The organism is Pseudoxanthomonas sangjuensis, assembly GCF_010211755.1.
GTDB classification, from domain to species: Bacteria; Pseudomonadota; Gammaproteobacteria; order Xanthomonadales; family Xanthomonadaceae; genus Pseudoxanthomonas_A; species Pseudoxanthomonas_A sangjuensis.
On record NZ_PDWR01000005.1, the window covers coordinates 12,229 to 30,778 of the forward strand.

At 70.5% G+C, this 18,550-nt stretch carries 20 protein-coding genes; 13 read left to right on the forward strand and 7 right to left on the reverse strand.

All coding sequences use genetic code 11. The features are described 5' to 3' along the window. Positions 1–17 precede the first annotated feature (17 nt). Positions 18–2,615 (forward strand): glycerol-3-phosphate 1-O-acyltransferase PlsB, encoded by a 2,598-nt coding sequence (plsB, locus tag CSC71_RS03675; RefSeq protein ID WP_162372999.1) that lies wholly within the window; start codon positions 18–20, stop codon positions 2,613–2,615. An 88-nt stretch (positions 2,616–2,703) separates the two neighbouring features. Then, positions 2,704–3,675: a HEAT repeat domain-containing protein gene (locus CSC71_RS03680; RefSeq protein ID WP_162373000.1), complete on the forward strand. Its 972-nt coding sequence runs from the start codon at positions 2,704–2,706 to the stop codon at positions 3,673–3,675. A gap of 120 nt (positions 3,676–3,795) precedes the next feature. On the opposite strand, the gene CSC71_RS03685 is transcribed toward CSC71_RS03680, so the two are convergent. Both CSC71_RS03685 and CSC71_RS03690 read right to left on the reverse strand, forming a co-directional pair. Further along, the gene (locus CSC71_RS03685) at positions 3,796–4,161 is read right to left on the reverse strand and encodes a hypothetical protein (RefSeq protein WP_162373001.1); all 366 of its coding nucleotides are present in this window, start codon (positions 4,159–4,161) and stop codon (positions 3,796–3,798) included. A 220-nt stretch (positions 4,162–4,381) separates the two neighbouring features. Beyond that, positions 4,382–4,588 (reverse strand): YdcH family protein, encoded by a 207-nt coding sequence (locus CSC71_RS03690; protein ID WP_162373002.1) that lies wholly within the window; start codon positions 4,586–4,588, stop codon positions 4,382–4,384. 63 nt (positions 4,589–4,651) lie between these two features. Between CSC71_RS03690 and ttcA the strand changes: the two genes are divergently transcribed. The 3 genes from ttcA to CSC71_RS03705 all read left to right on the forward strand — a co-directional run bounded on the left by ttcA (position 4,652) and on the right by CSC71_RS03705 (position 7,475). Next, positions 4,652–5,569 (forward strand): tRNA 2-thiocytidine(32) synthetase TtcA, encoded by a 918-nt coding sequence (gene ttcA, locus CSC71_RS03695; RefSeq protein ID WP_162373003.1) that lies wholly within the window; start codon positions 4,652–4,654, stop codon positions 5,567–5,569. A gap of 177 nt (positions 5,570–5,746) precedes the next feature. Then, the gene (locus CSC71_RS03700; RefSeq protein WP_162373004.1) at positions 5,747–6,649 is read left to right on the forward strand and encodes a recombination-associated protein RdgC; all 903 of its coding nucleotides are present in this window, start codon (positions 5,747–5,749) and stop codon (positions 6,647–6,649) included. A 37-nt stretch (positions 6,650–6,686) separates the two neighbouring features. After that, on the forward strand, positions 6,687–7,475 hold the full coding sequence (locus CSC71_RS03705) for a M48 family metallopeptidase (RefSeq protein ID WP_162373005.1): 789 nt from the start codon (positions 6,687–6,689) through the stop codon (positions 7,473–7,475). Between the two features lie 17 nt (positions 7,476–7,492). Here CSC71_RS03705 and CSC71_RS03710 read toward each other — a convergent pair whose 3' ends face one another. Further along, on the reverse strand, positions 7,493–8,341 hold the full coding sequence (locus CSC71_RS03710; protein WP_425501917.1) for an alpha/beta fold hydrolase: 849 nt from the start codon (positions 8,339–8,341) through the stop codon (positions 7,493–7,495). 2 nt (positions 8,342–8,343) lie between these two features. Further along, entirely contained in the window at positions 8,344–9,312 is a 969-nt protein-coding gene (gene hemH, locus CSC71_RS03715; protein WP_162373007.1) for a ferrochelatase, read from the reverse strand. A gap of 158 nt (positions 9,313–9,470) precedes the next feature. Here hemH and CSC71_RS03720 point away from each other — a divergent pair, with 158 nt between their 5' ends. From CSC71_RS03720 to CSC71_RS03745, 6 genes are all read left to right on the forward strand, one after another. Beyond that, on the forward strand, positions 9,471–10,334 hold the full coding sequence (locus CSC71_RS03720) for a lipid-binding SYLF domain-containing protein (RefSeq protein WP_162373008.1): 864 nt from the start codon (positions 9,471–9,473) through the stop codon (positions 10,332–10,334). Between the two features lie 64 nt (positions 10,335–10,398). Beyond that, on the forward strand, positions 10,399–10,623 hold the full coding sequence (tatA, locus tag CSC71_RS03725; protein ID WP_162373009.1) for a Sec-independent protein translocase subunit TatA: 225 nt from the start codon (positions 10,399–10,401) through the stop codon (positions 10,621–10,623). 66 nt (positions 10,624–10,689) lie between these two features. Continuing rightward, positions 10,690–11,223, forward strand: a complete 534-nt coding sequence (tatB, locus tag CSC71_RS03730; RefSeq protein WP_162373010.1) for a Sec-independent protein translocase protein TatB — start codon at positions 10,690–10,692, stop codon at positions 11,221–11,223. After that, entirely contained in the window at positions 11,220–11,972 is a 753-nt protein-coding gene (gene tatC / locus CSC71_RS03735; RefSeq protein WP_162373011.1) for a twin-arginine translocase subunit TatC, read from the forward strand. Before tatB ends, tatC begins: the two co-directional genes overlap by 4 nt. A 78-nt stretch (positions 11,973–12,050) precedes the next feature. Further along, on the forward strand, positions 12,051–12,449 hold the full coding sequence (locus CSC71_RS03740) for a heavy metal-responsive transcriptional regulator (protein WP_162373012.1): 399 nt from the start codon (positions 12,051–12,053) through the stop codon (positions 12,447–12,449). Next, the gene (locus tag CSC71_RS03745) at positions 12,446–14,839 is read left to right on the forward strand and encodes a heavy metal translocating P-type ATPase (RefSeq protein ID WP_162373013.1); all 2,394 of its coding nucleotides are present in this window, start codon (positions 12,446–12,448) and stop codon (positions 14,837–14,839) included. The genes CSC71_RS03740 and CSC71_RS03745 overlap by 4 nt, the downstream gene beginning before the upstream one ends. 131 nt (positions 14,840–14,970) lie before the next feature. On the opposite strand, the gene CSC71_RS03750 is transcribed toward CSC71_RS03745, so the two are convergent. The 3 genes from CSC71_RS03750 to CSC71_RS03760 all read right to left on the reverse strand — a co-directional run bounded on the left by CSC71_RS03750 (position 14,971) and on the right by CSC71_RS03760 (position 16,908). Continuing rightward, the gene (locus CSC71_RS03750; protein ID WP_162373014.1) at positions 14,971–15,186 is read right to left on the reverse strand and encodes a hypothetical protein; all 216 of its coding nucleotides are present in this window, start codon (positions 15,184–15,186) and stop codon (positions 14,971–14,973) included. Between the two features lie 67 nt (positions 15,187–15,253). Beyond that, a complete protein-coding gene (locus tag CSC71_RS03755) occupies positions 15,254–16,132 on the reverse strand; it encodes a BPSS1780 family membrane protein (RefSeq protein WP_162373015.1) in 879 nt (292 codons plus the stop codon). 26 nt (positions 16,133–16,158) lie between these two features. After that, positions 16,159–16,908, reverse strand: a complete 750-nt coding sequence (locus tag CSC71_RS03760) for a glutamine amidotransferase (protein ID WP_162373106.1) — start codon at positions 16,906–16,908, stop codon at positions 16,159–16,161. Positions 16,909–16,977: 69 nt separating this feature from the next. On the opposite strand from CSC71_RS03760, the gene glyQ reads away from it, so the two are divergent. After that, positions 16,978–17,913, forward strand: coding sequence for a glycine--tRNA ligase subunit alpha (glyQ, locus tag CSC71_RS03765; protein ID WP_162373016.1), 936 nt, complete (start codon positions 16,978–16,980; stop codon positions 17,911–17,913). Further along, complete coding sequence (locus tag CSC71_RS03770) at positions 17,910–18,545, forward strand: glutathione S-transferase family protein (RefSeq protein WP_162373017.1); 636 nt, start codon at positions 17,910–17,912, stop codon at positions 18,543–18,545. The genes glyQ and CSC71_RS03770 overlap by 4 nt, the downstream gene beginning before the upstream one ends. Positions 18,546–18,550 lie beyond the last annotated feature (5 nt).

Here is an 18,550-nt window from a genome sequence, read left to right on the forward strand (position 1 = left end):
TGGGCCATAATGTCCCGATGCCCGAACAGAATCCGCTGCCGTTCCCCGATTCCCCCGCGCCGGCCGAGCCGACGCCGCAGCCCCCGGCCCCGGAGCACCGCCCGCCGCGCCCGGTACGGCGGCCGCTGTGGGCGCGGCTGCTGGGCCGGATGGCGGACCCGTGGCTGAGCCTGCGCATCGAGCCGGAGCTGCCGGCCGAGCTGGTCGACGGCCGCCCGGTCTGCTACGTGCTGGAGAACTACGGCCTGTCCAATGCGCTGATCCTGGACCGGGCCTGCCGCGAAGCCGGCCTGCCGCCGCCGCTGGCGCCGCTGCCCGGCGACCCGGCCGGGCGCAAGCGCGCCTACGTGGCGCTGTCGCGGCGCAACGTCGGCCCGCCGCTGCCGGACGGCAGCAGCGCCTCGCCGAAGAGCCATTCCGGCTCGCTGGCCAAGCTGCTGCAGGCGCACCGCGCCGACCCGGCGCTGGACGTGCAGCTGGTGCCGGTGTCGATCTTCGTCGGTCGCGCCCCGGACCGGCAGAGCGGCTGGTTCTCGGTGCTGTTCTCGGAAAACTGGGTCATCGTCGGCCGCTTCCGCCGCCTGCTGGCGATCCTGCTCAACGGCCGCCACACCATCGTCCGCTTCTCCGCGCCGGTATCGCTGCGCGAAAGCGTCGACGAGGGCCTGGAGCCCGAACGCACCGTGCGCAAGCTGTCGCGCGTGCTGCGCACCCACTTCCACCGCATCCGCGAGGCGGTGATCGGCCCCGACCTGTCGACCCGGCGCCTGCTGGTCGACCAGGTGCTGGCCGCCGAGCCGGTCCGGGAAGCGATCGCCGACGAGGCGCGGCGCAGCAAGTCCAGGCCCGAGGACGCCTGGAAGAAGGCGCAGGCCTACGCCTGGGAGGTCGCCGCCGACTATTCGAACCCGGTGGTGCGCTCGGCCAGCTTCCTGCTGACCCACGTCTGGAACCGCATCTACGCCGGCGTGCTGGTCCACCACCTCGACAAGCTGAAGGAAGCCGCGCCCGGCCACGAAGTGGTGTACGTGCCGTCGCACCGCAGCCACATGGACTACCTGCTGCTGTCGTACCTGCTGTACGAACGCGGCATCGTGCCGCCGCACATCGCCGCCGGCATCAACCTCAACCTGCCGGTGATCGGCACCATCCTGCGCAAGGGCGGCGCGTTCTTCCTGCGCCGCAGCTTCCGCGGCAACCCGCTGTACTCGGCGGTGTTCTCCGAATACGTGGCGCAGCTGGTGTCCGGCGGCTACTCGATGGAGTACTTCATCGAGGGCGGGCGCTCGCGCACCGGCCGCCTGCTGCCGCCGAAGGGCGGCATGATCGCGATGACCGTGCGCGCGTTCCTGCGCCAGCCGAAGAAGCCCGTCTTGTTCCAACCCGTTTACATCGGCTACGAGAAGGTGATGGAAGCCCGCAGCTACCTCGACGAGCTGGGCGGCCGGCCGAAGGAGAAGGAGTCGATCTGGGCGCTGCTGTGGGGCATCCCGAAGGTGCTGCGCAGCAACTTCGGCCAGGTGGTGGTGAACTTCGGCGAGCCGATCGCGCTGACCGCCATGCTCGCCGAACACGCGCCCGGCTGGGACGGCAAGCCGGTGTCCGAGGACGAGAAACCGGCGTGGCTGTCCGACACCGTCGACGCGCTGGCGTTGCGCATCAACACCAACATCAACCGCGCCGCCGACGTCAACCCGATCAACCTGCTGGCGCTGGCGCTGCTGTCGACGCCGAAGCACGCGATGGGCGAGGCCGACCTGGTCGCGCAGATCGAACTGTGCAAGCACCTGCTGGCCGACCTGCCGTATTCCGACCGCGTCACCGTCACCCCGCATACGCCGGAGCGGATCATCGCCCACGGCCTGGAGATCGGCGTGCTGCAGCGGATTTCGCACCCGCTCGGCGACGTGCTCGACGTGGTCGACGAAGACACCGCGGTGCTGATGAGCTACTACCGCAACAACGTGCTGCACCTGTTCACCACGTCGTCGTGGATCGCCTGCTGCTTCCAGAACAACCGGCGCATGGCCCGCAACCGGCTGCAGTCGCTGGGCAGGTCGCTGTATCCGTTCCTGCAGGCCGAGCTGTTCCTGCCGTGGAGCGAGGACGAATTCGCCGAGCGCATCGACCGCACCGTCGAGGTGTTCATCCGCGAAGGGCTGCTGGAACAGGTCAGCGAGGACGACGGCGGCATCCTCGCGCGCAACGCCGGGCAGACCGACGAGGTATTCCGCCTGCGCGCGATCGGCCATTCGCTGCAGCAGGCGTTCGAGCGCTACTACATCGCGATCAGCGTGCTGGCCAAGAACGGCCCCGGCACGCTCGGCGCGGCCGAGCTGGAAAGCCTGTGCCAGCAGGCCGCGCAGCGGCTCAGCCTGCTGTACGCGCCGGCGGCGCCGGAGTTCTTCGACAGGACCCTGTTCCGCGGCTTCATCCAGAAACTGCGCGAGCTGCGCCTGGTGTGGCCGGACGAGAACAGCAAGCTGTTGTTCGACGAACGCCTCGACGCGTGGGCGCGCGACGCCAAGGTCATCCTCGGCCGCGAGCTGCGCCACACCATCGAGCGCGTGAGCCCGGAAGCGGCGAAGCCGGAAGTGGAACCTCCGTTGGAATAGCCCCGCCTGGCTACCTATACTTGCCGCGCGGCATGCCGACGGCTGCCGCATGGGGAAATTCCAACAACCATTCCGGGGGATGTTCTAGATGCGAATCGCCTGTTTCGCGCGCCTGTCCGCGTGCGCAATCCTGCTTGCCCTGCTGACAGCCTGTGCGCCGTCTTCGTATGCCGTGCGCAATCCGGCGCCGTCCGGCCTGATATTCGACGGCACTGCGCAGGCAACGACAACGACGCTCAACGTGGTCGACAGCCGCACCGGCAACGACCGCGTGTTTTCCAGCGGCGTGTTGCCGGCGGCGTTGACGGTGGATGGCGCGCCCGTCGAGGCCTACGCCTACCTGACCCGCAACCTGCAGGCGGAACTGGCCTCGCGCGGCGTCGACACCGAAGTGAAGAACGCGACCGGCGTCCTGCCGCAGCTGGACCTGAAGTCCTTCCGCATGCAGAACCACCGCACCAACGCCTACAGCCCGTTCGTGACCTTCACGTTCCTCAGCGGCGACCTCGTCACCGACGAAGGCGCGCATCGCCTGGGGGTGTTCGTCAAGCGCGGCAAGGTCCCGGTCTGGAGCTTCAACGAGGTGATCGAGCCGACCCTCAACGAGCCCCTGTCGCTCGCGATCAAGGAACTCGCGGCCAAGATCGCGGGCCGCCTGTACGGCGCGCGCAGCAGCGATGCCGAAGTCGACCGCCTGGCCGCCAAGCTGTCCACCCGCGGCGACAACAGCTACCTCGATGTGTATGCACTGGGTTTCACCAACAATCCCAAGGCCATCGCTACCGTGCAGGCGCTGACCAAGGATCCCGACGAATACGTCCGTATCGCCGCCATCTCCTCGCTGGGCACGCTGGGCGCCAGCGACCAGCTGCCCCTGCTGGAGTCGATCTACCGCGACGGCAACATGTGGCAGGACCGGGCAATGGCGCTGAAGGCCATCGGGGATCTCGACACCGCCGAGGCACGCGCCTTCTTGTCCGAACAGCTCGCCGGCCTGAAGGCCGCGCCCGCCAGCAACGAGACCAACTGGACCCTGCAGGTCATCGGTCTTTACCAGTAACGCACCCGGAATCCGCCCAATCCGGAAAGGCCCGCCCAGTGCGGGCCTTTCCGTGCCTGCCATGGGCTTGCCTGGCAGCGTCGGTCGACCCGGTCCGGCGACATGGGTGCCGACAGTCCGTCACGGCCGCCAGCGCGTATACACCGGGCGGTAGTCCAGCCCGCCGCCATCGATGGCGTCGCGCCAGCCGGCGGGCAGCGGCCCGTCGACGCGGACGACATCCGCGGACAGCATCGGCGTCAGGTCCCAGCGCGGCGCCAGGTAGGCCTGGAACCGGTCGACGAACCGCTTCCGGTCGAGCTGCCACTGCGCCCGCGCCGGCAACCGGTACGGGAAGACCGCGGAATAGAAGATGCGCCGCGCCATCGGCTCCTGCACCACGCAGCGCAGCAGCACGGTCCCGGGCGTCCCCACGCCCGGGTCCCCCACCCGCTCCGGAGCCACGGGCGTCGCCCTGGCCTCGGTCACGTCGTCGTGCGCGTACATCGCCCCCCCTTCGACCCGCCCGGCTCTGCCCGGCCGGCTGGACCGGAATCCAGTTCACCCCAAGCCCGCGCCCCGATTCATTCCCCGTCCCTGAAAACTTCTGAATACTTCTGAACGCCCGCGGAAGTGCGTCGAAACCGCCTGCCTGCGCGGGCCGCGGCAAGCGCCGCTTCGGGCGAACGCGGGCGGCCGGGCGGATCGCTGCGCGCCGGGCGACCGGTCAGGCCGGCTGATCGGGAATGAGGGCGCTCTCGAGCCGGGCGATGCAGTCCTTCAGCCACAGCTTGCGCTTCTTCAGCCGCTTGACCGCCAGTTCGTCGGCCTGCATGCCGGCGACCAACCGCTCGATTTCCGCATCGAGTTCGCGGTGCTCGAGCTTCAGCTCGGCCAGGCGCTGCGCGATCTCGGCGGGATTGGTCGGTTCCACGCGGCCAGCATACACAAGCCGGGCGCAGGCGCGTCATCGCGCCCGGCTACAATGGCGATCCCGATGAACAGCGCCGTCGTTCCCCTGCCGCAAGCCCTCGCCGACCCCGCCCCGCGCGACCCGCGCCGGGTCGAACGCGAGCACGCCAAGCTGGCCAAGCGCCTGCGCCGCCAGGTCGGCCAGGCCATCGCCGACTACGGCATGATCGAGGACGGCGACAAGGTCATGGTCTGCCTGTCCGGCGGCAAGGACAGCTACACGCTGCTCGACGTGCTGCGGCAATTGCAGAGGAAGGCGCCGGTGCGCTTCGAGCTGGTCGCGGTCAACCTGGACCAGAAGCAGCCGGGCTTCCCCGAACACGTGCTGCCGGACTACCTGCAATCGATCGGCGTGGCGTTCCACGTCATCGAGCAGGACACCTACTCGGTGGTGACGCGCGTGGTGCCGGAAGGCAAGACCATGTGCTCGCTGTGCTCGCGCCTGCGCCGCGGCGCGCTGTACGCGTACGCGGAGGAGAACGGCTTCACCAAGATCGCGCTGGGCCACCACCGCGACGACATGGTGGCGACGTTCTTCATGAACCTGTTCCACCACGCCAAGCTGAGCGGCATGCCGCCGAAGCTGCTGTCCGACGACGGCAGGCACGTGGTGATCCGCCCGCTGGCCTACGTGCGCGAGAGCGACATCGTCGAATACGCCGCGGCGAAGCGCTTCCCGATCATCCCGTGCAACCTGTGCGGCAGCCAGGAGAACCTGCAGCGCAAGCAGGTGGGGCTGATGCTGAAGCAATGGGAAAGGGAATCGCCCGGCCGGATCGAGCAGATCGCCCGCGCGCTGGCCGACGTGCGCCCGTCGCAGCTGGCGGACCCGAAGCTGTTCGACTTCCTGTCGCTGGGACACCGCGACGGCGCGGCGCGGGCCGATGCGCATGCGTGGCTTTCGGGCGAGGCGCAGGCCGCGCCGGAAGACGACGAAGCCTGATGCGACGACCTTCTTTCCGTCGCCGTTCCCGCGGTTTTCAACAGTCGAATGGCTGGTCAGGCGGGAATCCCGGGGCGTAGGCGCCGCTTCCTTTTCCCCGAAGCAAAAGCCAGGCCCGTGGATTCCCGCCTTCGCTGGAACGACGAATAAAACACAACCTCACATTCCGACTCTCCGATGTTCTTCAAGAATCTCACGCTGTTCCGCTTCCCCACCTCCCTCGACTTCTCGCAACTCGACGAACTCCTCCCCGAAGCCGCGCTCAAGCCGGTCGGCTCGCTGGAACTTTCCTCGCGCGGCTTCGTCCCGCCGTTCGGCCGCGACGAGGAAGCGCTGTCGCACCGCGTCGGCGACTCGGTCTGGCTGACCGTCGGCGGCGAGGACCGGATCCTGCCGGCGGCGGTGGTCAACGACCTGCTGGCGAAGAAGCTGGCCGAAATCGAGGAGAAGGAAGGCCGCAAGCCCGGCGGACGCACGCGCAAGCGGCTGAAGGAGGACCTGGTGCACGAGCTGCTGCCGCGCGCCTTCGTCAAGCCGTCGCGCACCGACGCGCTGCTCGACCTCGGGCACGGCTTCGTCGCAGTCGACACGTCGTCGAAGAAGACCGGCGAGAACGTCGTTTCCGAGATCCGCCGCGCGCTCGGCTCGTTCCCGGCGCTGCCGCTGAACGCCGAGGTCGCGCCGCGCTCGATCCTGACCGGCTGGATCGCCGGCGAACCGCTGCCGGACGGACTGTCGCTCGGCGACGAGTGCGAGCTGAAGGACGCGCTCGACGGCGGCGCGGTGGTCAAGTGCCAGCGCCAGGAACTGCAGAGCGACGAGATCGCCAAGCACCTCGAGGCCGGCAAGCAGGTGTCGCGGCTGGCGCTGGTGCTGGACGACCACGTTTCCTTCGTCCTCGGCGAGGACCTGGCGGTGCGCAAGCTGAAGTTCCTCGAGGGCGCGGTCGACCAGCTGGAGAACAGCGAACGCGACGACCTGCGCGCCGAACTCGACGCCCGCTTCGCGCTGATGAGCGGCGAGGTGAAGCGCCTGTTCGCGGTGCTGGAGAAGGCGCTGAAACTCAGCAAGGCCGACTGATCCCTCCCGCGGCAAGGGGAAGCGCTACCATTCGCCCATGCCGAGCCTGCTCCGCGACCTCTTCGCTCCGCCCGCGCGCACCGTGGAGCGCGACAGCGTCGAACTCGCGCTGCGCGACGGTTCCAGCGTCGAGATCCTGCGCGTGCGCGACCCGCGCGCGAAACGCATCAAGCTGAGCATCGACGAACGCGGCGCGCGCCTGACCCTGCCGCAACGTGCCAGCCTGAAGGCCGGCAACGACTTCCTGCACGCGCACCTGGACTGGCTGGCGCAGCAGGTCGCGCGCATCGGCACGCAGGCGGACGCGCCCGCGCTGGCCCGCGGCGAAACCGCGTCGTTGCCGCTGCGCGGCGCGCAGGTGCCGCTGCACTGGGGCGAAGGCCGCTTCGCGAAGCTCGATTTCGACGGCGACGGCCTGCGCTTCAGGCTGCCGGCCCGCGCCGGCGACACGGCGATGCGCCGCGCCCTGCGCGAGTTCTACGAGGCGCAGGCGCGCGCCGACGTCGGCCGCTGGCTGCCGCATTACCTGCCGTCGCTGCCGCGCGCGCCGCGGCGGATCCGCTTCAAGGTGCTGTCGTCGCTGTGGGGTTCGCTGGCGCCGGACGCGACGCTGGCGCTGGACCTGTCGCTGGTGCTGGGCCGGCCGTCGGCGTTCGAGTACGTGCTGGTCCACGAGCTGTGCCACCTGCTCCGCGCCGACCACTCGCCGGCGTTCTGGCGCGAGGTCGAGCTGCGCTTCCCCGCATGGTGCGACGAGCGCGACTACTTCCACGCCGAAGGCCGGCGCCTGAAGGCCGGTTTGCGCGCGCTGCTTTCGCCCGCGTAGGGGCGCCGGGCCCGCTCCTACGGGTTCGCCGAGAGGAAATCGCCGATCGCCGCGGCGACCGCCGCCGGGTCCTCCATGTGCAGGTGGTGGCCGCCGGGCAGCACGCGCAATTCGCCGCGCGGCAGCAGCCGCGCGCGCGCGCTGCGCAGCGGTTCGGGGAAATAGCTTTGCGGCGGGTCGGCGTAGAGCACCCGCGCCGGGCATTCGATGGCGGCGACGATGCCGGCGATCTGCGCTTCGCCCATGCGCACCGCGCCGGGCACGGTCAGGCGCTGGTCGGTGCGCCAGACGTAGCCGCCGTCGACTTCGCGCACGCCGCGCTCGACCAGCAGCCGCGCCGCGGCTTCGCCGAGCCCGTTGACCTGCATCCGCGCGCGCACCGGCGCGTCGAGGTCGGCGAACACGCGCAGGTTCTTGCCGCGCAACGCGCGCGCCGCGGCCACGCTCTGGCGCAGGCGCGCGGCGGCGTGTTCCGGCGTTTCCGCCAGCGCGCCCAATGCCTCTATCGCGACCAGCCCGCCGACCCGCTGCGGCACCGCCGCGGCGATCAGGCTGGCGATGCCGGCGCCCATCGAGTGGCCGAGCAGCGCGAACCGCGGCCAGCCCAGCGCGTCGGCGACGTCGAGCACCGCGTTGATCGCGACGAACGACGTGTATTCGGCGCCCGGCGACAGGTGCGCGCTGTGGCCGTGGCCGGGCAGGTCCATCGCGAACAGCTCGATGCCGCCCAGGCGCTCCGCCAGCGGCACGAAGCTCGCCGCGTTGTCGAGCCAGCCGTGCAGGGCGATGACCTTCGGCGCCGACGGATCGCCGCCGCGCAGGCCGGCGATGCGGCCGAGCGGCAGGTCGACGGTCGATTCGCGCAGCTTCAAGCGCCGTCCCCGCGCACGCGCACGCGCCGCGCCAGCGCGGCCAGCGCGTCGGCATGCGCGGCATCGGCATTGAGGCAGGGGATGTAGCGCAGTTCGCCGCCGAGCCTGGCGAAGCCGCGCGCGTAGCCCAGCGCGACCTCCTCCAGCGTCTCCAGGCAGTCGACGGCGAAGCCGGGGCAGACCACGTCGACCCGCCTGGCGCCGCGCGCGGCGAGCTTTCGCAGCGTCGCGTCGGTGGCCGGCTCCAGCCACGCCTCGCGGCCGAAGCGCGACTGGTAGCTCAGCGTCCAGTCGCCGGCGGCCAGGCCGAGCGCGGCGGCGATCGCCGCGACGCTGGCCTCGCAGCGCCGCGGGTACGGGTCGCCGGCGTCGGCCACGCGCTGCGGCAGGCCGTGGAACGAGAACAGCAGGTGCTCGCCGGCGCCGTGGCGCGCGCGCCAGTCGCGGATCGACGCCGCGACCGCGGCGATCCAGCCGGCGTCGGCGGAATAGTCGTCGACGAAATGCAGGCGCAGGCCGTCGGCCTGTTCGCGCACGCGGTCGGCGACCGAGGCGGTGGTGGTGGTCGAGTACTGCGGATACAGCGGCAGCACGACCACGTCGCGCACGCCTTCGTCGCGCATCCGCGCGAACGCGTCCGCCAGCGCCGGTTCGCCGTAGCGCATCGCGTGCGCGACCCGCCATTGCGGCAGGCGCGCCTGCACCGCCACGGCCAGGCGCTGCGTATGCACCGCCAGCGGCGAGCCTTCCGGCAGCCAGACCTGCGCGTATTTCTCCGCCGAACGGCTGCCGCGCAACGGCAGGATCAGTCCGTGCAGCAGCGGCCACCACAGCAGGCGCGGGATCGGGACCACGCGCGGATCGCCGAGGAATTCGCCCAGGTAGCGGCGCACCGCCTTCGGCGTCGGTTCGGATGGCGTGCCCAGGTTGACCAGCAGCAGCGCGGTTTCGGGAGTGTCGGGCATGCCTAATTGTGGCAGATCGGAGTTCCTGCCCCGGTGCGGCGCCACCCGTGCCGCGGCCCTGCCCGCCGCCGCGGCCGGCCTCAGCGCCGATTCATTGCGGAAGTTCTAGTTTCGGGCGGTTGCAGGCATTCCTGCGTATCGCATCAACGGAGCTTCCGATGAAATCCCTTTCCCGCCGCGCCGCCGCCGCATTCGCCGCGCTGCTGCTCGCCGCCCCCGCCTTCGCCGGCCAGAAGGAGGACGACCGCGCCCGCAACGCGGTGCGCGTGCTGCAGGAAATCCAGCGCATCCCCGAGAACGGCATCCCCGACAAGCTGCTCGACGAAGGCCGCGCGATCATCGTCATCCCGGACACGGTCAAGGCCGGCCTGGTCATCGGCGGCCGCCGCGGCCACGGCCTGATGTCGGTGAAGAACCCCGACGGCGCGTGGTCGCAGCCGGTGTTCGTCAAGCTGACCGGCGGCAGCATCGGCTTCCAGGCCGGCGTGCAGTCGTCCGACGTGGTGCTGGTGTTCCGCAACGACCGCAGCCTCGACAGCATCGTCAACGGCAAGTTCACCCTCGGCGCCGATGCCGGCGTCGCTGCCGGCCCGGTCGGGCGCAACGCCGCCGCCGCCACCGACGGCCAGCTGAAGGCCGAGATCTGGTCGTGGTCGCGCGCGCGCGGCCTGTTCGCCGGCGTCGCCCTCGACGGCGCGGTGCTGCAGATCGACAACGCGGCCAACGTCGCCGCCTACGGCGCCAACGCCACCCCGCGCGCGATCTTCGAAAGCCGCGCCGGCGAGCCGTCCGATGCCGTGGTCGCGTTCCGCGACGAGCTGGAGGAAGCCGCCGCCGTGGCCCGCGCCAACCGTGGCGGTGGCGCCAGCGCGCCGCGCCCGGTGGTCAGCGCCGGCGCCCCGGTCGCCTCGCCGCAGCCGGCGCCCCCGGTTTCCGCCCCGGCCGAGACCCAGCCGACGCAAGGCTTCCAGCCGGTCGACGACGGCGGCGTGAAGACCGAACCGCTCGATGGCACGCCGTAACCGCGCCGCATCCTGCGTTCGCGTTATCCTTGTCGTTCCCCAACGACGCAATGGCACCTGAATCATGGGCAGTTTCAGCATCTGGCACTGGCTGATCGTTCTGCTGATCGTGTTGCTGATCTTCGGCACCAAGCGCCTGCGCAACGTCGGCAAGGACCTCGGCGAGGCGGTGCACGAGTTCAAGAAGGGCGTGGGCGGCAAGGAAGACGACAAGCCCGGCCAGCTCAGCGACCAGTCGCGCAGCGACGCGACCAGCGAGTCGAAGGAAAACGACCGCAACGCGCAGTGAGCGCTTGCGCGCAACGCCCTCCCTTCCCGACCCTCCCCTTGACGGGGAGGGCCTGAACCTTCCGCCATGTTCGACATCGGCTTCACCGAACTGCTGGTCATCGCCGTGGTGGCGCTGGTCGTGCTCGGCCCCGAGCGCCTGCCCAAGGCCGCGCGCTTCGCCGGCCTGTGGGTGCGCCGCGCGCGCGCGCAGTGGGATTCGGTGAAGGGCGAACTGGAACGCGAACTGGCCGCCGAGGAGCTCAAGCGCAGCCTGCGCCAGGCGCAGGACGCGGTGCGCGAGGCCGGGCAGGCGGTGCAGGAAAGCGGCGAGGCGCTGCGGCGCGATGTCGAGCAGGCACGCAAGGCGGTGGACGAAACCGCCGGGATCAACCCCGGCGAAACGCCTTCCGATCCGGATGCAGCCGTACGTCCCGAGCGCAGCGACGAAGTCCCGGAATCGACGGACCGTCCTTCGACCCCGGCCCCGCAGGATTGCGCCGAGGACGAACGGCATGCGGAAAGCCTGTCGCCCGAAGCGGACGCAGGCGAACCGGATGCTGCCGGGTCCGATCCGCAGGCCGAGCTGTTTCCGCCGCCAGCGAAGAGCAAGACCCGATGAACGCGCCGCACGCGGACGACGGCGCCGAGGGCAGCCTGATCGAACACCTGATCGAATTGCGCACGCGGCTGGTGCGCGCGCTGCTCGGCGTCGGCGTGGCGCTGCTGGCGCTGCTGCCGTTCACCCGCCGCCTGTACGACTGGCTGGCCGCGCCGCTGGTCGCGCGCCTGCCGGAAGGCCAGCACTTCATCGCGCTCAATCCCGCCGGCGCGTTCTTCGCGCCGCTGAAGCTGACCTGCTTCGTCGCCCTGTTCGCCGCCGCGCCGTGGGTGCTGTACCAGGCCTGGGCCTTCGTCGCGCCGGGCCTGTACCAGCGCGAGAAGAAACTGGCCAAGCCGCTGCTGTTCTCGGCGGTGGCGCTGTTCTACGCCGGCTGCGCCTTCGCCTACTTCGTCGTGCTGCCGTCGGTGTTCAACTTCCTGGTGAAGTTCAGCCCGGCGGCGGTGGCGATCACCCCCGACGCCAACACCTACCTCGACTTCGTCGTGCTGATCTTCTTCGCGTTCGGCGCCAGCTTCGAACTGCCGGTGGCGCTGGTGATCCTGGTGCTGCTGGGCTGGGTGACGCCGAAGCAGCTGGCCGAGGCGCGCGGCTATGCGATCGTCGGCATCTTCGTGCTGGCCGCGGTGATCACCCCGCCGGACGTGGTCTCGCAACTGCTGCTCGCGCTGCCGATGTGCGGGCTGTACGAGCTCGGCATCCTCGCCGCGAAATGGGTGGCGCCGAAAGAGGCCCGCAGCGCCGACTGAGCGGCCGGTCGGACGCGCTTGACTCTGGACCTTGCTCCAGAGTCCATACTGTGCGCAGTCCCCTCCGGAGCACGATCCATGAAGATCGGCGAACTGTCCCGGCGCTCCGGCGTCGGCATCGATGCCATCCGCTTCTACGAGCGCGAAGCGCTGCTGCCGCCGGCGGCGCGGCGCGAATCCGGCTACCGCGACTATCGCGCCGACGACCTCGACCGCCTGCATTTCATCCGCCGCGCGAAGGCGCTGGGCTTCAACCTCGGCGAGATCCGCGAGCTGATGTCGCTGAGCCGGCGCGCCGACGACGACATGGCCGCGGTGCGCGCCGCAGCCGCGGAGAAGCTGGCCGATGTCGAGGCGAAGATGGCCGAGCTGGCACGCATCCGCGACGCCCTGGCCGGCCTGGTCGAGGCCTGCCCCGGCCACGGCCCGCTGGCGCATTGCCCCATCGTCGGCGCGCTGGCGGGGGACGCCGCATGAGACCGCACGATCCGCACGCCCACCGCGGCCACCCGCACGGCCAACACGGCCAATCCGCCTGCTGCAGCCACAAGCACGCCGCCGCGAACGCGGGCCAGGCCCGCGACCCGGTCTGCGGCATGACGGTCGATCCGGCGAAAACCCAACACCACGCCGAGCACGCCGGCCAGGCCTACCACTTCTGCAGCGCCGGCTGCCGCACGAAATTCCTCGCCGATCCGGCGAAGTACCTCGCGCCCGCACCCGCCGCGCCGAATGAGCCCGCGCCCGCCGGCACGCTGCCCCAAAACGGCATGTTCACCTGCCCGATGCACCCGGAGATCCGCCAGGACCATCCCGGCACCTGCCCGATCTGCGGCATGGCGCTGGAACCGGAGATGCCGGGCCTCGACGACGGGGAGAGTCCGGAACTGGTCGATTTCCGCCACCGCTTCTGGTGGACGCTGCCGCTGACCGCAATCGTGTTCGTGCTGGCGATGGGCGGCATGTACCTGCAACACCTGGTTGCGCCCGGCGTGCGCGTGTGGATCGAGTTCGCACTGAGCGCGCCGGTGGTGCTGTGGGCCGGCTGGCCGTTCTTCGTGCGCTGGGCGCAGTCGATCCGCAACCGCAGCCCGAACATGTGGACGCTGATCGGCACCGGCGTGGCCGCCGCGTTCGGCTACAGCGCGGTCGCGACGGTCGCGCCGGGCGCGTTCCCCGAATCGTTCCGCGAACACGGCCACGTCGCCGTGTATTTCGAAGCCGCGGCGGTGATCGTGTCGCTGACCCTGCTCGGCCAGCTGCTGGAGCTGCGCGCGCGTTCGAAGACCTCGGCGGCGATCAAGGCGCTGCTCGGCCTCGCACCGAAAACCGCGCGGTGGTTGCGCGACGACGGCAGCGAGGAAGACATCGAACTGTCGCACGTCCACGTCGGCGACCGCCTGCGCGTGCGCCCCGGCGAGAAGGTGCCGGTCGACGGCGTGGTGCTGGAAGGCCAGTCGCACCTCGACGAGTCGATGCTGACCGGCGAGCCGATGCCGGTGGCCAAGCGCGGCGGCGACCGCGTGATCGGCGCCACGCTCAACGGCAACGGCAGCCTGGTGATCCGCGCCGAGAAGATCGGTTCGCAGACCGTGCTGGCGCAGATCGTGCAACTGGTCGCGCAGGCGCAGCGTTCGCGCGCGCCGATGCAGCGGCTGGCCGACAAGGTCGCGTTCTGGTTCGTGCTGGCGGTGCTGGCGGGGGCGCTGGCGACGTTCCTCGCCTGGGGCCTGTTCGGGCCGGAACCGTCGTGGCCCTACGCGGTGCTCAACGCGGTGTCGGTGCTGATCATCGCCTGCCCGTGTGCGCTGGGCCTGGCCACGCCGATGTCGATCATGGTCGCCAGCGGCCGCGCCGCGCGCGCCGGCGTGCTGTTCCGCGACGCCGAGGCGATCGAGAACTTCCGCCGCATCGACACGCTGGTGGTCGACAAGACCGGCACGCTGACCGAAGGCAGGCCGGGGTTCCGCAGCGCGGTCGCCGCCGACGGCCATGCCGAGGACGACGTGCTGCGGCTCGCCGCCAGCCTCGACCAGGGCAGCGAGCATCCGCTGGCCGCGGCGATCGTCGCCGAAGCGCGCCGGCGCGGGCTGGCGTTGGCGACCGCCGGCGATTTCGAATCGGCGACCGGCATCGGCGTGCGCGGCACGGTCGAAGGCCGCCGCGTCGCGGTCGGCAACGGCGAACTGATGCGCGAGGCCGGCGTCGACGTCGCGGCGCTGCAGCCGCGCGCCGATGCGCTGCGCGGCGAAGGCGCCAGCGTGGTGTTCGTCGCCGCCGACGGCACGCTGGCCGGCCTGATCGCGGTCGCCGACGCGATCAAGGCCTCGACGCCGGAGGCGATCGCCGCACTGCACGCGGACGGACTGCGCATCGTGATGGCGACCGGCGACGGCGCCGCCACCGCGAACGCGGTCGCGCGCGAACTGGGCATCGACGAGGTGCACGGCGAGGTGCGCCCGCGCGACAAGATCGAACTGGTGCGCCGGCTGCAGGGCGAAGGGCGCAAGGTCGCGATGGCCGGCGACGGCATCAACGACGCGCCGGCGCTGGCCGGCGCCGACATCGGCATCGCGATGGGCGGCGGTACCGACGTGGCGATGTCGGGCGCGCAGGTCACGCTGGGCAAGGGCGACCTGCGCGGCATCGCCCGCGCGCGCAGGCTGTCGCAGGCGACGGTGGCGAACATGCGCCAGAACCTCGGCTTCGCCTTCGTCTACAACGCGCTGGGCGTGCCGATCGCCGCCGGCCTGCTGTTCCCGTTCGGCGGGCCGCTGCTGAGCCCGATGATCGCCGCGCTGGCGATGAGCCTGAGCTCGGTGTCGGTGGTGGCGAACGCGCTGCGGCTGGGACGGGCGAAGATCTGACTGGCTGTTGGTTGTTGGTTGTTGGCTGATCGTGATTTGCAGCGTCGAGCTTGCTCGGCGCTGCAAGGACCAGGCGATGACGGAACCACTTTCAGATCGGCGAAGTCGTCCGGACTACATCCCTGCAGTCATTACTCGCCCGGCCTGGCTTTCAGATACCTGCGCCATGCACGAATGGAAACAAGCAGCAAGGCGAAGGAAACAATCACGTGAATGATCGTATATGGCCCCGCGTGCAATATCCGATCTGCAAGGATGAAAGCCGAGTATAGAAACAGGCACACCCATCCGATTGCGGCAATCAAATGCATTGCCGTCCGCAGTTTATCCTGAGTATCGTTGCTCACGATTCATTCCCCGCTTCGGACCTTCCGGCACATTCCCCGGCTTCACGTGGAAACCGGCTCGCCGGATTCAGACCTCGATCTGCGTCGGCGGCAGCGGCGGCGCGGCGCTGCCGGCATCGCGCAGCAGCTGCTTCCACGCGAAGTACGCGGTGCCGGCCAGCAGCGGCATCAGCACCGCCATCAGCAGCAGGTTCATCAGCAACACCGCCGCGCTCGGGCCGAGCAGCAGTTGCACGACCAGCGCGATCAGTTGCGCCGCGAAACCGATCGCCAGCAGCGACACGAACAGCAGCAGCAGGTACACCGCCATCGCCGGCAGGTTGCGCAGGCCGGCGCGCAGGCTGTCGCGCATCGCCGCCAGGCCCGGTTTGCCGCCGAACGCGATCTGCGGCACGGCGATGAAGATCAGCAACGCCACCACGACCGCCAGCGCCAGCGCCAGCAGCAGGCACAGCAGCGCGCCGCCGACCGGCAGGCCGTTCAGCAGGGCGGGATCGGGCTGGCCGCCGGCCTGCTGCGTGGCGCGCATCTGTTCGGCGACTTCGGCGAAGCGCTGCAGCGACTCCGGCCCGATCAGCGCCAGGAACGCCACGCCCAGCACGATGCCTGCCGCGGCCTGCGGCAGCAGCGTCGCCAGCAGGCTGCCGGTGCGGCCCAGCTGCAGGCCGGCGAACAGGTGCGCCGGCAACGCCGGGCGGCCCTCGTCGACCTCGCGCACCGCCCACAGCAGGCCGGCGAACAGGAACGGTCCGAGCAGGGCCAGCGCCAGCTGCAGGGCCAGGCCCAGGGTCGGGTCGAGCGATGCGCCGAGCAGCACCAGCAGCGACAGCGCGCCCCAGGTCAGCCCGAGCAGGCCCAGTCCCAGCGGCTGGCGGCGCAGCAGGGCGAAGGCGTCGAGCAGCCATTGCGCGCCGGCGCTGGCCGGTACCTTGTTGATATTCGGCATCGAAGGAAGCTTCGGTTGGTGGGGGATCAGCGGCCGTGCAGGCCGCGCGCGTGCCGGACGAAACGCCGCAATAGTTTGCGGGCTTGCGGCGCCGCCGTCACCTCGCGGGCGATCGAATTCGGGCAACGCCCCTCGCTGCGCAGGTGCTCGGCGCGGGCGTGGACGTAGCCGCGCATGTGGTGGGTGGCGAACTCGGGGTGGAACTGCACGCCCCAGGCGCGGTCGCGCCAGCGGAACGCATGGCAGTCGTCCTGCTCCGACTTCGCCAGCACGGTGGCGCCTTCCGGCGGACGCGCCACGGTCTGCACGTGGGTGGCGTGGGCGAGGAAGCGCCCCGGCAGCACCGAGAACAGCGGATCGTCGCCGGCGTGCGGGTGCAGCTCGATCCGCACCGTGCCGGATTCGCGGCCGGTCGGGTTGTCCCTGACCTCGCCGCCCAGCGCGTGCGCCAGCAGCTGGTGGCCGTAGCAGATGCCGAGCAGCGACATGCCGTCGTGGGCGGCGTCGCGCAGCCAGTCGGCGCTGCGCTCGCTCCATTCGGCGCGGTCGGTGACCATCGCCGCCGAACCGGTGACGATGACCCCGGCGTACTTGCGGTGCGACGGCAGCGGTTCGCCGAATTCCACGTTGACCACGTCGGCCTCGGCCGCCTCCAGCCCGGCGGCGACGCGGATCCAGTGCGGGAAGCGGCCATGGCGCTTGAGCGACTTGACCGGCTGGCCGGTCTCGACGATCAGGAATTTGCCGTGGGGGGCCGGGGCCTTGGGCGCGGAAATCACGGTAAAACGCGGGGTCGGGAGGGGGTTGACCGTATACTAGCCCGCTTTCAGCAGCCCGACCGGACCATGGCCGCGACGCCGTCGACAAAAATCACTTTCCAGGAGCTGATCCAGACCCTCAACCGGTACTGGGCGGCGCAGGGTTGCGTGCTGATCCAGCCGCTCGACCTGGAAGTCGGCGCCGGCACCTTCCACCCCGCCACCTTCCTGCGCGCGCTGGGCCCTGAGCCGTGGAACGCCGCCTACGTGCAGCCTTCGCGGCGCCCGACCGACGGCCGCTACGGCGAGAACCCGAACCGCCTGCAGCGCTACTACCAGTACCAGGTGGCGATGAAGCCGAACCCGGACAATATCCAGCAGCTATACCTTGATTCGCTAAAGGCATTAGGCATCGACCCGCGCGTGCACGACCTGCGCTTCGTCGAGGACAACTGGGAATCGCCGACGCTGGGCGCCTGGGGCCTGGGCTGGGAAGTCTGGCTGAACGGCATGGAAGTCACCCAGTTCACCTACTTCCAGCAGGCCGGCGGCCTCGAGTGCAAGCCGGTGCTCGGCGAGATCACCTACGGCCTCGAGCGCCTGTGCATGTACCTGCAGAACGTCGACAACGTCTACGACCTGGTGTGGACGGTCGGCCCGCAGGGCGTGGTCACCTACGGCGACGTCTACCACCAGAACGAAGTCGAGCAGAGCGCGTACAACTTCGAGCACGCCGACGTCGCCGAGCTGTTCCACCGCTTCGACGCCTGCGAGAAGGAGGCGCTGAAGCTGGTCGACGCCGGCCTGCCGCTGCCCGCCTACGAGCAGGTGTGCAAGGCCAGCCATTCGTTCAACCTGCTCGACGCGCGCCGCGCGATCAGCGTGACCGAGCGCCAGCGCTACATCCTGCGCGTGCGCACGCTGGCGCAGGCGGTGGCGAAGGCCTATTACGCGCAGCGCGAGAAACTCGGCTTCCCGGGTTTGAACAAGGGCGGCCCCAAGGACACGGAGCGGGCCGCGTGATCCTGATCGGCATGTTCGATTCGCCGTACGTGCGGCGCGTGGCGATCAGCGCCACGCACCTGGGCTTCGCGTTCGAACACCGCAACTGGTCGGTCGGCAGGGACGCGGCGCTGATCCGCGAGTACAACCCGCAAGGCCGCGTGCCGGTGCTGGTGCTCGACGACGGCGAGGCGCTGACCGAGTCGGCGCTGATCCTCGACCACCTGGACCAGCTGGCCGGTCCGCAACGCGCGTTGCTGCCGGCCGCCGGCGCGGCGCGGCGCGAAGCGCAGATCGCGATCGCGCTGGCCACCGGCGCGGTCGACAAGGGCATCCAGCTGGTCTACGAGCGCCTGTTCCGCCCGGAAGAGAAGCGCCACGAGCCGTGGCTGCAGCGCTGCCGCACGCAGGCCGACGGCGCGCTGGCCGCGCTCGACCACCGCTGCGAAGCACGCGGCGCGCACAAGGAATGGCTGGTCGGCGACGCGATGACCCAGGCCGACGTCACCCTGGCCTGTTTCTGCACCTACCTGCACGACGCGGTGCCGCTCGACCTGTCGCCGTACCCCGCGCTGCGCCAGCGCGTGGAGCGCTACGAATCGCTGCCGCTGTTCCGGCAGTTCTACGTTCCCTTCGATGCCCCCGTGACCTGACCGGC